General features: G+C 73.6%; 9 protein-coding genes and 1 pseudogene. 5 read left to right on the forward strand and 5 right to left on the reverse strand.

What is annotated here, in order from left to right; all coding sequences use genetic code 11:
• Positions 1–4: 4 nt before the first annotated feature.
• Together DCW30_RS01435 and DCW30_RS01440 are read right to left on the reverse strand one after the other, a co-directional pair.
• On the reverse strand, positions 5–652 hold the full coding sequence (locus tag DCW30_RS01435) for a TetR family transcriptional regulator (RefSeq protein ID WP_076682812.1): 648 nt from the start codon (positions 650–652) through the stop codon (positions 5–7).
• Between the two features lie 93 nt (positions 653–745).
• Entirely contained in the window at positions 746–1,942 is a 1,197-nt protein-coding gene (locus tag DCW30_RS01440) for a serine hydrolase domain-containing protein (protein ID WP_076682814.1), read from the reverse strand.
• Between the two features lie 217 nt (positions 1,943–2,159).
• Between DCW30_RS01440 and DCW30_RS01445 the strand changes: the two genes are divergently transcribed.
• A complete protein-coding gene (locus DCW30_RS01445) occupies positions 2,160–4,349 on the forward strand; it encodes an FG-GAP repeat domain-containing protein (RefSeq protein ID WP_103557350.1) in 2,190 nt (729 codons plus the stop codon).
• A gap of 69 nt (positions 4,350–4,418) precedes the next feature.
• Here the strand turns inward: DCW30_RS01445 and DCW30_RS01450 are convergent, their stop codons facing one another.
• Both DCW30_RS01450 and DCW30_RS01455 read right to left on the reverse strand, forming a co-directional pair.
• A complete protein-coding gene (locus DCW30_RS01450; protein ID WP_103557351.1) occupies positions 4,419–5,831 on the reverse strand; it encodes a M1 family metallopeptidase in 1,413 nt (470 codons plus the stop codon).
• Between the two features lie 140 nt (positions 5,832–5,971).
• Positions 5,972–7,066: a carboxylate-amine ligase gene (locus DCW30_RS01455; RefSeq protein WP_076682818.1), complete on the reverse strand. Its 1,095-nt coding sequence runs from the start codon at positions 7,064–7,066 to the stop codon at positions 5,972–5,974.
• A 108-nt stretch (positions 7,067–7,174) separates the two neighbouring features.
• Between DCW30_RS01455 and DCW30_RS01460 the strand changes: the two genes are divergently transcribed.
• Positions 7,175–8,641 (forward strand): aminotransferase class I/II-fold pyridoxal phosphate-dependent enzyme, encoded by a 1,467-nt coding sequence (locus DCW30_RS01460; protein ID WP_076682820.1) that lies wholly within the window; start codon positions 7,175–7,177, stop codon positions 8,639–8,641.
• 15 nt (positions 8,642–8,656) lie between these two features.
• Here DCW30_RS01460 and DCW30_RS01465 read toward each other — a convergent pair whose 3' ends face one another.
• Complete coding sequence (locus DCW30_RS01465) at positions 8,657–9,856, reverse strand: amidohydrolase (protein WP_076688524.1); 1,200 nt, start codon at positions 9,854–9,856, stop codon at positions 8,657–8,659.
• A gap of 205 nt (positions 9,857–10,061) precedes the next feature.
• Between DCW30_RS01465 and DCW30_RS01470 the strand changes: the two genes are divergently transcribed.
• From DCW30_RS01470 to DCW30_RS01480, 3 genes and pseudogenes are all read left to right on the forward strand, one after another.
• Positions 10,062–11,303, forward strand: coding sequence for a hypothetical protein (locus DCW30_RS01470; protein WP_123985570.1), 1,242 nt, complete (start codon positions 10,062–10,064; stop codon positions 11,301–11,303).
• Between the two features lie 60 nt (positions 11,304–11,363).
• Positions 11,364–11,723 carry a tetratricopeptide repeat protein gene (locus tag DCW30_RS01475; protein WP_076682824.1) on the forward strand — a complete coding sequence of 120 codons (360 nt, stop codon included), beginning with the start codon at positions 11,364–11,366 and terminating at the stop codon, positions 11,721–11,723.
• A 149-nt stretch (positions 11,724–11,872) separates the two neighbouring features.
• Positions 11,873–12,432, forward strand: a pseudogene (locus DCW30_RS01480) (dihydrofolate reductase family protein).
• Positions 12,433–12,486 lie beyond the last annotated feature (54 nt).

Genomic DNA, 12,486 nt, shown 5'->3' on the forward strand with positions numbered 1-12,486 from the left:
GGTTTCAGTCGGTGGTGCTGGGTGCGGGTTCGGCGGCCAGGGCCGCGAACGCCGAGTCGATGAGGAGCGGGAGCGGTTCGCTCTCGCCCGGCGCGATCCAGAAGCGGACAGCCGTGGCGAACGCCCCGACCGCCAGCGAGACGGCGAGCGCGGGGCGCAGGTCGCGCTCGGCGTCCATGCCGAGGCGCCGCGCCACGATCAGCACGGACTCGGCCTCGGCCTCGTCCTGGACCCGCAAGTAGGCGGGGAGCAGCGAGGGCTCCGCGTGGAGCAGCCGCAGCAGGTCTCCCGAGCGCGGCAGGCGGTGCCAGGCGGTCGGTTCGCCGTCGAGCCAGGTCCGCAGGGCCCGGTGGTAGGCCGTGAGGGGGCTCTCGTCGGCGGGCCGCGCGGCGAGCGCGGCGTTGATCCGCGCGAAGTCGGCGCGCAGCGCGTCGACCAGGGCGTCCTCCTTGCCGGAGAAGTACCGGGAGAAGGTGCGGCGGGAGACGTCGGCGCGCTCGCTGATCATCTCGACGGTGACCTGGTCGAGCCCGTGGGCGAGAGCCAGGTCCACGGCGGCGTCGGCCATGGTCTCCCGGCTCTCCTGCACCTTGCGGGTCCTGCGGCCCTCACTCCTGCGGGCCTCACTGCCGCGACCCTCGTTGCTGCTCATGTCTTCGACTGTACTCCTCGAACTGTCCCAACGGGACACATGGCCCGTCGGGACAGTTCACGTGGTCCAGCCGTCACCGCCGATGGCAGGCGGTCACCCGAGGCCTGGCGGCAGCTTCGCGCCCTTCGGGGCGGGCGCCCCGCAGAACTCCGCCTCGATCACGGCGACGTACAGCGACCCGTCCGGCAGCCAGTCGCCGTTGACGTTGAACGTCAGCTGACGCCTGCCGTCGGGCGTGCCGACCATCGCGGAGAGCGAGCCGTTCGTACGGCCGCTCTTGCCCACCACCTTCACTCCGCAGGACAGCTCGGCGAACTCGACGCCGAGCCCGTATCCCAGCCCCTCGCCCACCGGCACCTCGTCGAGCATCGCCGTCATCTGCGCGCGGGGAAGCAACGTGCCGCGCATGAGCGCGCGGTGGAAGCGGTTGAGGTCGCCCGCGGTGGAGATGACGTCGCCGGCCGCGCCGAGCCAGGTCATGTTCTGTTCGGTGGCGTCGACGACGGGTGCGTCGGGGGCCTCCTGGTGCAGCCGCGAGTAGCCGACCGGGTGCGGCTTCGGCATCCGGGGGTCGGCGCCGGGGAACGAGGTGCCGCGCAGCTTCAGCGGGCGGATGAGGCGGCGGGTGACCTCGCGCTCGTAGGTGCGGCCGGTCGCCTTCTCGATGACCATCCCGGCGATCACGTAGTTGGTGTTGGAGTACAGCGGGTTCTTCTCCGGGTCGGGGTGGGGCGGCTGCTTCAGGGCCAGCGCCACCAGGTCCTCGGGGGCGTGGTCGTCGTAGCGGTGCTCGGGGAAGCCGGGGCCCGCGGCGTCGTGCGCGAACCGCGGGTCGTCGGTGTGGCTCGCGATACCGCTGGTGTGGTTCAGGAGCTGCCGCAGGGTGATCTCGCCGCCGTCGTAGCCGTTGCCCCGCACCAGGCCGGGCAGCCACTTCTCGACCGTGTCGTCCAGGTCGAGCCTCCCCTCCGCCTCCAGCTGGAGCAGGACGGTCGCGATGAACGTCTTGGTGATGCTGGCCCCGCGGAAGTGGTCACCGGCCGAACGCGCACGCCCCGTGGCGGTGTCCGCGTGCCCGGCGGCCCCGAACCACGTCGCCGCGCCGTCCCGGGCCAGCGCGGCCACCCCGGGCTGACCGCCCTTGTCGATCAGGTCGTTCAGCGCCCTCGCGGTGGCCGTGTGCCCCGGTCCCCGCTCCGCCGCCTGTGCGGCCGGGGTGAGCGTCGCCGCGCCCAGGGCCCCCGTCACGGCCAGTGCGAGCAGAGCGGTACGTGCGGCTCGTCGCTTCATGTGTCTCGTCTCCCGAGTGACTTACGGGGCCGGTGGGGCCCTGTGGTGCGGGTGACGCCGAACTCCGGCCGCGGGGTTGCTCGTTGCCCGCCGCCGCTCCCCACCTCCCCGCCCGGAGGACATCACCGGGGATTCCGGGATCTTGGCTGATATACGCTGCTGCTACTTTCCCGGCAGAGCGCCGGGAGGGACATCAAGCCCGGGGGGGCTCACTCGTATGACCAGGCAATCCCGCGCGCTCCTGAGAAGCGCGCTTCCGAAGAGTGTGCTGGTGTCGGCGCTCGCGCTGAGCGTCATCGCGCCGTACGCCCAGGCGGCGCCCGCGTCGGCGACCGCGGCCGTCCCCGCCGGCATCGGCCCGTGGACGGCGCCGAAGGAACTGGCCGGGGTCACCGCCGTGGTCGACCTGAAGTCGGCCCGCGACGGCAGCGTGGCCGGACTCTTCACGCGGGACGGCGAGACCGTCCTCTCGGTGCTCCCCGCGGGCAGCACCACCTGGGGCGCGGCCACTCCCGCGCCGGCCGCCCGGCTCCAGCGCACCGACGACGGCGCCGTCTCGCTGCTCTGGTGGGAGGGCGCGGCCGACGGCGGGACCCGCACGCTCAAGATGTCGCGCCTCGCGGCGGACGGCGGCGACTTCACACCCGCCGAGACCGTCACCACGGGCACGCTCGCCCAGGACCAGGTCCACTCACGCACCCAGGTCACCACGCTCGCGGCCAACGCCGAGGGCCACCAGGCCGTCGCGTGGATGGACGCGGAGCACCGCCTGACCGTCGTGGAGCGGCCGGGCCCCGACGGCGCCTGGTCGACGCCGAAGACCCTCGACCAGCTGCCCGACCCGATCGTCCGCGACGACAACGTCTACGACTACGTCCTGCACGACATGCGCGTGGCCGTCGACCCCGCGGGCACGGTCGGAGTGCTCTGGGGCGGCAACAGCCGCTACACGGGCGACGGCGTCGACCCGGACCCGTCGGCGTACCAGTGGCACTACAAGTACCTGGAGAAGCCGGCGGGCGCCGACGCCGCCTGGACCGCCCCCCGGGACGTGCCGCAGCTCGGCGAGCAGCCCGGACAGGTCACGCTGGCCGCCCACCCGCAAGGCGGTTTCCACCTCCTGGAGAACGGCTCCTACGCGCGCAAGGCGGCCGGGGCCGCGGAGTGGGGCCCGGCGGAGCCGGTGGGGATCGGCTCCCAGTCGCACGTGCCCGCCGAGCTGCACACCGCCGCGAACGGCGACGTCACGGCCGTCGGCATGCAGGGCTCGGGTGCTCCCGGCGTCGCCACCCGCCTCGCCTCGCGCGGCAGTTGGGGCGAGACCCGGAAGCTGGCGTCGAACGTCGTGTCGGACTCGGTGAGCTCCGTGGCGACCGCGGGCGCCGTCGTCGTCACGTACACGCAGAAGCGCTTCGAGCTCGGCCGCACCGTGCGCCAGGACTTCGTCGCCCAGACCGTCGAGGGCGGTGACGTGGCGAAGCCGCGCACGCTCAACGCCCTGACCAAGGACACCGGGAGCACCGGCCGCGTGGCCGCCGACGCCAAGGGCCGCCCGGTGGCGGTGTGGACGCAGGCGGCCGCCGACGGCGGCACGCGCGCCGCGTACACCGCGACGACGGGCGCACGCGCCCTGCCCCGGTGGCACGACTACGCCGACTCCGCGCGGGGTGACGTCGTCGGCCTGTCGCCCAGTGACTCGATGAGGCTCTACACCGGGGACACCGCCAACCCGACGGAGACGTTCTCGGTGTCGCCGTGGAAGGACACGACGCGGGTCGTGCCGTTCGGCGACTTCGACGGCGACCGCTGCAACGACATGGTCGTGCGGCTGCCGGAGGGCGAGGTCAGGCTGTACACCCCGGTGTGCGGGGGCGGGCTGCCCGCGCCCGAATCGGAGCACAAGCGGCTCGCCCGCGACTGGAGCAAGTACGACACGCTGTTCGCGAGCGGCGACCAGACCGGCGACGGCCGCCCCGACCTGCTGGCCCGCGACAAAGCCACCGGTGACGTCTACCGCTACACCCACGACGGCGCCGGGGGCTTCGAGGCGCGCGTGAAGATCCGCTCCGCCTGGACCGGCTACAAGAAGGTCGTCGGCGCCGGGGACCTGAACGGCGACGGCCTCGGCGACGTGCTCGCCCTCGACGACGCCGGGGTCCTGTGGCGCTACGACGGCCTGTCCACCGGCAAGCTGAAGGACCGCGTCCGCGTCTTCAAGGACTGGGGGTCCACGTACACGGACGTCATCGGCGCGGGTGACGTCGACGGCGACGGCAAGCAGGACCTGCTCTCGCGCGACACCTCCGACCGCGTGTGGCTCAACGCGGGCGACGGCGACGGCACCTTCCAGAACCGGGTCGCCTTCGGTGACGCGAGCTACTGGAAGGGGTGGACGTCCCTCGGCTGAGCCGCGGCATCCGCCCTCCGGCCGACCGGCTTCGGGGCCGCCCCGCACGGGTGGCGGCCCCGGAACGGATCAGTCCGGCTTTCCCGGCTCGTAGAGCCACGTCGCGAACAGGTCGGAGAGATCCGCTCCCGACTTCTCCTCGCAGAGGGCGATGAAGTCCTCGGTGCGGGCGTTCTGGTGGCGATGCTGACGCGTCCAGGTCCGGAGGACGTCGAAGAAGACGTCGTCCCCGATCTCCTCGCGCACCTTGTGCAGCGTCATGGCGCCCCTGCCGTACACCGGCGGGTCGGAGGTGCGGGGGCCGCTGGGCGGGGCCGCCGGGGGGAAGTCCCAGATCCCCTCGCTCTCGGGGTGGCTGCCGTCGTGGAAGGCGTCGAAGATCTCGTCGGCGGTGTCGCCGTCGTGGTCCTCCTGCCAGAGCCACTCCGCGTACGTGGCGAAGCCCTCGTTGAGCCACATGTCCTTCCACTCGCGCGGGGTCACGGAGTTGCCGAACCACTGGTGGGCCAGTTCGTGCACCACCAGCGTGTCCTCGGGCGCCTCGTCGAAGTAGGGCCGCGTCTGGGTCTCCAGGGCGTAGCCGAGGCCGGGCAGATGGTCCACGGTGGCCCCCACCGAGGAGAAGGGGTAGGGCCCGAAGCGCTCGCTCGCCCAGTCGGTGACCTCGGGCACCAGGTCCTCGACGCCCTCGGCGTCCTCGGCCTCGTCGGGGTCCACGGCGATGTGCACGGGGATGCCGTCGGAGGTCCGGCCCTGGTGCAGGTCGAAGTAGCCGACGGTCACGTTGGCCAGGTAGCCGGCCATGGGCTCCTCGCTGCGCCAGTGGCTGGTGACGCGCTTGCCCTCGTCCTCCTCCTTGCGCGGCTCGCCGTTGCTCACCACGTCGTACGGGTCGCCGTCCTCGTCCTTGGGCACGGAGACCGTGATGTCGTAGGCGGCCTTGTCGGAGGGGTGGTGGTTGCCGGGGAACCACGTCATGGAGCCGGTCGGTTCGCCCAGCGCGGTCGAGCCGTCGTCGGTCTCGATCCAGCCCTCGACCCCCCCGTCGGCGTCCTCGATCATCCTCGGCGTTCCGTCGTAGGTGACGGTCGTCTCGAAGGTCGCGCCGTCCCGCACGGTCTTCTCGGGCGTCAGCACCAGCTCGTTCTTCTCGCGCGTGAAGCGGGCCTTCGCGCCGTCCACTTCGGCACGGCGCACCGTCAGGCCCGCGAGGTCGAGGTCGAAGCGGCTCAGGTCCTGGGTGGCGCGGGCGGTGATGACCGCGGTGGCCTTGAGGTGGTTGGTCTCGGGGACGTAGTCGAGGGTCAGGGCGTAGTGCGCGACGTCGTAGCCGCCGTTGCCCAGCTCCGGAAAGAGGGCGTCCCCGGCCCCGCGGGCGCCCGGCCGGCCCGCCGGGGTCTCGTCGCCTGGGCCCGTGCAGGCGGCTCCCGCCACCAGGGCGAGTGCGGTCAACCACGCGTACGGCCGTATGTGTCGGCTCATTGCTGTCTCCCCCTGTGCGGCACGTCCATATGATCATGGACCATACGGGTACAGCAGAGCCGACCAGGGCGTATCGCCCCTCGCGTGCGGAGGGCCGCGCGGCACGACGGCCACACGGCTCCGGCGCAGGGGCCCCTCCGTCAGGTGGCCACCGTCTCGCCGGTGATCAGCCGGGTCAGGCCGGGCAGACCGCCCTCGGCGTGGGCGCGGCGCTGACGGTCGGCGGGGGTGCCCTCCTGGAGCAGCCGGTGCACCAGCGAGGTCACCTCCCGGGTGTCCCCGGCCTCGTCGAGGGCCGGGGTGAGGTGGTCGAGCAGCATGCACAGGACGTCGCCCGCCCTGCGCGACCGGCCGTCCGGATCGACCAGCCGGCCGCTCAGGCCGTGCCGTGCGGCGTGCCAGTTCATGGCCTGGAGCAGTTCGTGCGGGCAGTCGGGGAGCGGGACGCCGGCCTTCTGCTCGCGCAGAGCGGTGGCGACGAGCGCCCTGACGATCCCGGCGAACATCACCGCCGCGTCGGCGCGGAGCTGCACGTCGGCGCAGCGCACCTCGATCGTGGGGTACCGCTCGGAGAGGCGGGCCTGCCAGTAGAGCTGGCCGGTGTCGGTGATGATGCCGGTGTCCATGAGGGACTTGATGCGGCTGTCGTGGTCGGCGAGCGAGGTGAAGCGGGGCGGCGGGCCGCTGACGGCCCAGCGGCCGAACATGACGGTGCGCCAGCTCGCCCAGCCGGTGTCCTTGCCGTCCCAGAAGGGGGAGTTCGCGGACATGGCGACCAGGACGGGCAGCCAGATCCTGACCCTGCTCAGGACGGCGACGCCGGTCTCCTTGTCCGGGACGGCCGCGTGCACGTGCATGCCGTTGACCAGGTGTTCGGCCACGAGCTGCGGGGCATGGGTGCGCAGGGCCAGATAGCGGGCGTTCCGCGTCACCGGTACGGGCGCCTCCGTCCGGAACGGCGCGACGGCGCTCGCGGCGATGCGGCAGCCGTGCTTCTCGGCCGCGGTGCCGAGGGCGTGCCGGAGCCTCAGCAGGTGGCCGCCGACCTCGTCCAGGTCGGTGCAGACGGGCGTGGCGACCTCCACCTGGGCCTGGAGCAGTTCCGACTGGACCTCACCGTCCTCCGCGATGGGCCCGAGTCCGGCAGCCGCCCGCACCTGGTCCGCGAGCGGCACCGGCAGGCAGGTTCCCGGATCGAGCAGCAAGTACTCTTCCTCGACCCCAATCGTGATCATGCGTCCCGAGTACCCCCGGATCAAAGTGACTAATCGGACATGTTACGCCGCACCGCCGTTCGGGACAGTGTGGTTTTTGCCCGGATCACGGAGGGAACCCGGAGTGCCATGGACCACTCACAGGCACCCGTGCTCGACGCGCTGACCGCGTACCACTCGGAAGGGCAGACTCCGTTCACCCCGCCCGGCCACAAGCAGGGACGCGGCGCCGACCCCCGGGTGCGCGCGGTCCTCGGGGACGCCGTGTTCCGCTCCGACGTCCTCGCCACCAGCGGCCTGGACGACCGCATGTCCTCCAAGGGCGTGCTCAGCAGGGCCCAGGAGCTGATGGCCGACGCCGTGGGCGCCGAGCACACCTTCTTCTCGACCTGCGGCAGCTCCCTGTCGGTCAAGGCCGCCATGCTCTCTGTGGCGGGACCGCACGAGAAGCTGCTCGTGGGGCGTGACGCGCACAAGTCCGTCGTCTCCGGCCTCGTCCTCGCGGGCATCGTGCCGATCTGGGTGGACCCCCAGTGGGACGCCGAGCGCCATCTGGCCCACCCGCCGTCCGCCGACGCCTTCCGCGCCGCCCTGGCCGAGCACCCCGACGCCCGCGGCGCCCTCGTCACCACGCCGACGCCGTACGGCACCTGCTCCGACCTCGCCGCCATCGCGGAGGTCTGCCACGGGCACGGCGTGCCGCTCGTCGTCGACGAGGCGTGGGGCGCGCATCTGCCGTTCCACCCCGACCTGCCGACCTGGGCCATGGACGCGGGGGCGGACGTGTGCGTCACCTCCGTGCACAAGATGGGCTCCGGGCTCGAACAGGGCTCGGTCTTCCACCTCCAGGGCGACCTGGTCCAGGCCGAGGTGCTCAAGAACCGCGAGGACCTGCTCGGCACGACCAGCCCCTCCGTGCTGCTCTACGCGGCGCTCGACGGCTGGCGCCGCCAGATGGTGGAGCACGGCCGCGCCCTCTTCGACGACGCCCTCGCCCTGGCCGGAACCGTACGGGCCAGGATCGGCGACATCGAGGGCATGCACGTCCACGGGCGCGAGGACTTCTGCGGGCCCGGCCGCGCGCACGACCTCGACCCCCTCCAGGTCATCGTGGACATCACCGGTCTGGGCACCACGGGCTACCGGGTCGCCGACTGGATCCGCGAGCACCACCACATCAACCTGCACCTGTCCGACCACCGGCGCACCAGCGCCCAGCTCACCCACGCGGACGACGCCGACGCCACGGAGAAGCTGATCACCGCGCTCCGCGACGTCGCGGCCCACGCCGACGAGCTGCGGCCCGCGGGCCCGATCGACGTCCCCGACCCGGCCTCGCTCCGCCTCGAACAGGTCATGCTGCCGCGTGACGCCTTCTTCGGGCGCGTCGAGCAGGTGCCGTGGGAGAAGGCCGTCGGCCGCGTCACCGCCGAGATGCTCACGCCCTACCCGCCCGGCATCCCGGCCGCGCTCCCCGGCGAGAAGCTCAACCACGAGGTGCTGCGGTACCTGCGCGAGGGCGTGGACGCCGGGATGGTCGTGCCGGACGCGGCCGACACCGAGGTCAAGACCGTGCGGGTGTCGGTGGAGGACTGACGCGGGGAAGGCTCCTCACAGCCCCTGGGCCGCCTTCTCCCGGAAGGCGGCCCAGGCCCCGTCCCGCACCTCGGCACGGAGCAGCACGTCCGCGGCGGTGCACGCGAGCGCCTCCGCCGCCGCCAGCATCACCGCACGGCCGCGCGGACCGGCCGCCGCCCGGGCGAACTCGGGTGTGTGGTCGGAGCCCTCCGAGCCCATGACGGCGACGAACGGGTGGATCGCGGGCACCCGGGTGCTGACGTTGCCGATGTCCGAGGAGCCCAGGTAGACCCCCGGCGCGGGCTGCGACAAGGCGATGCCCGCCCGCTCCAGGTGGTGCGCGAAGGCCCCGGAGAGCACGCCGTTGTCCCGGAAGTGCTCGTACCTGCCGCCCACGTCGGTCACCTCCGCCTTCGTACGGGTCGCGTCGGCCACGCCCCGCGCGCAGGAGCGCAGCTCGTCCGCCAGCTCCGCCAGGGCGGCGCTCGTCCCGCCGCGCAGCCCGAAGAGCCCTTCCGCGTACTCGGGGACGATGTTCGTGGCCCGGCCCCCGTCCGTGACGATGCCCTGGACGTGCGAGCCCGGCGGCAGCCGCCTGTCCAGGACGCCGAGCGTGTTGAAGAACTGGATCAGCGCGCCGAGCGCGTCGACGCCCTCCGTGGGGCTGCCGGTCGGATGCGCGGCCCGCCCGTGGAAGCCCACCCTGAGCTGAGCGCTGGCCGTCAGCGGCGCCCACGCCCAGTCGTGGACCCCCGGATGGAACATCAGCGCCGCGTCGACACCGTCGAACAGGCCCGCCGCCACCTCGGCCACCTTGCCGCCGCCGCTCTCCTCCGCGGGAGTCCCCACGGCCAGCAGGGTCCCGCCGATCTCCCCGAGCGCGGCCCGCGCGGCCAGGGCGGCGCCGAGACCGGCCGCGGCGATGAGGTTGTGCCCGCACGCGTGGCCGAGCAGCGGCAGGGCGTCGTACTCCATCAGCAGGGCCACGCGGGGGGCCGGGCCCGAAGGCGTGGCCGTACCGGCGCCCGTGCGGGCGACGAAGGCGGTGGGCAGCCCCGCGGCGCCGCGCTCCACCTCAAAGCCCTCCCCCTCCAGCTCAGCGGCGAGGAGGCGGGCCGCCCTGTGCTCCTCGTACGCGGTCTCCGGCTCGCGGTGCAGCGCGAGGCTCACGTCCCAGAGCCGGTCGGCCCTCGCGGCGACCTCCTGGCGGACACGGGCGTACACGGGCTCCATGGCCGGTGCCGCATCAGCGGTGGTGGACACGTCGGGCTCCTCGGGTCGGGTCGGTCGTCACTGGCGCATCCCCACGTGTTCCCCGAACCGGCCCCGCGCCCACCGCCCGGCCGCTCCTTCCGGTGGCGGGCCCTCGGAAGCCTGCATAGAACGGGATGAGTTGACGCGCGGGGCGAGAACGTCCCGCTGGAATGGAGAAGCGAAGATGGCCGCTGAGTCTTTCTCTGCCGCGCCGGAGCCCCCTGGGACCGGCGAACCCCTGGTGTCGGCGCCGGCCCACCGGGGCGCCGCGCAGCTCGGCGCCCCGCCTCCGCCGCCTGCCGGGCCGGCGCCGTGGCCGCAGACGGCGGACGCGGGCACGGCCGGCGCACCGCCGGACCACGCGCCGTACCGCACCCCCGACATCGACATCGGCGTCACCCGGGAGACGGCGGCCCCCGCCCCTCCCGCCGGGACGCCGTCGGCCCCTCCGGTCGAGGCGGCCCCCGATGCCGACGGCGAGGCGGTGGAGGAGCTCATACGCTGCGCCGTGCTCGCGCGGCCCCTGGACGACGTGGCCGACCTGGTCACCCGCCTGGAGCAGACACCGGAGGGCGGCCGGACCGCCTCGTCGGTCCTCCGGCTGGCCGCCGTCGCCCGCTCGGTCGACGACGTCAGCCGCCTGGTGGAACTGCTCGGCCCGCCGGAGCACCCCGCCGACCGCATGGACGAGGCCATCCGGCACGCCGCCGAGGAGCGGCCCATCCCGGAGGTGACCCGCCTCGTCCAGCTGCTCTCCGCTCCCCCGCACGACCCGCACAGCAGCGCCGAAGCGGTGCACGCCGCCGCCACGAGCCGGTCCGTCGAGGACCTGATGCAGCTCATCGGCAGCCTGCGCGAGGCCGCCCCGGCTCCCGCGCCGGCTCCCGCTCCCGCTCCCGCGGCGAGGCCGTCCATGGACGCGACGCCTCCCGCGCCGGTGTCCGCGCCGGCGGAGCCCGCACGCCCCGCGCCGGGCATGGCCGTCGGGTCCCTCGCCCCGCAGAAGCGGCGGAACGGCACCACGCCCCTGGTGTGGATGCGCCGCGCGGCGGGCGTGCTGATGCTGCTCTGCGCGGTGGCGCACCTGCCGATGGACTGGTCCCGGGGGACCACTCCCGGCCTGCCCCTGGCGGTCGGCGTCGCGGCCCTCTGCGCCGCGGCCGGCGTCGTGCTCTGTCTGAGCCGCTCGCTGTACGCGGCCGTGACCGCCGCCCTGCTGGCCGGCGCGCTGGCCGTCGGGCACCTCGTCGAGGACCGGCTCGTCTCCGGCGACCTCGCCCAGGTGCTGCGGCCCGCGGGCGTCGCGGCGCCGCTGCCCACGCTCTCCGCGGTGATCGCCGCGCTGGCCGCCCTGGTCATCGTGGCGCTGACGGTCGCGGGCCTGCGGATGTCGGCCGCCGACCGCTACCAGGCGCCGCGCGTCTGACTCCCCCACCCGGAATGCGCGGACGCCCCGCGGGGTTACAGGGGCCGAAGGAGGCAGACAGTGGAGATGACCTATTACGACCACGGGACGGCGGCGGAGCGCTGGGAGCGCGCGCGGCAGTTCTTCGACGCCAAGGAGTACGCGACGGCGGCGCGCGTCCTGGACGCGCTGGCCGACGAGGTGCCCGAGCAGGTCGCCCCGCGTCTGCTCCTCGCCCGCGCCTATTACCACTCCGCCCAGCTGCGGCGCGCCGAGACGGAGCTGCGCAAGGTGATCGAGCTCGACCCGGTCGAGGGCTACGCCCGGCTCATGCTGGGCCGCACCCTGGAGCGGCAGAACAGGGCCGACGAGGCGGTGCCGCACCTGCGGATGGCGGCCGCGCTGAGCGGCGACTTCCCCCAGGAGACGGCCCGGCTCTGACGTCCGGCACGGCACGGCGACGAGGCCCCCGCGAACCCCGCGGGGGCCTCGTCGCCGTCCTGCCGCCGCGTCGCCCGGCTTCCGCCCGTCCGCGGCGCAGGGTCGCCGCCATCAGTGACCGCGACGCGAGGGCGAGGGCGAGGGCCGGCATGCGGAAAGTCATCTGGGCGATGTCCGTCTCCCTGGACGGCTTCATGGAGGGACCGGACGGCGAGCTCGACTGGCATCTGGTCGACGACGAACTGCACCGGCACTTCAACGAGTAGACGGCCGCGATGGGCGCGTTCCTCGACGGCCGGGTCACCTGGCAGCTGATGGCCGCGTTCTGGCCGACCGCCGACCGGGCCCCGTCGAGCGAGGCAGAGGCGGAGTTCGCCGGCATCTGGCGCTCCAAGCCCAAGTACGTCGTCTCGCGCACCCTCAAGGAGGCGGGCTGGGGCACCGCGATCAAGCGCGATGTGGTGCCCGAGGAGATCCGCGCGCTCAAGGAGCGGGCCGAGGGCGACCTCGGTCTCGGCGGTGCCGAACTGGCCGGGTCGTTCCTGCGCCTCGCCTGATCGACGAGATCCACACCTACGTCCACCCCGTCGTCCTGGGCGGCGGCAGAGCCATGTTGCAGGCGCCGGGCGTCCGGGCGGACCTGCGGCTCGCTGACACCCGGACCTTCGGCAACGGCGTCGTGCGGCTCCGCCACCTGGTCTCCAACTAATGCGCTTTAGCGGTCCCTTGGCCTAGCGATTCCGCGTATCTCCCCGTAAGAATT

Source organism: Streptomyces alfalfae, from assembly GCF_004127445.1.
In the GTDB taxonomy this organism is placed as follows: Bacteria; Actinomycetota; Actinomycetes; order Streptomycetales; family Streptomycetaceae; genus Streptomyces; species Streptomyces alfalfae.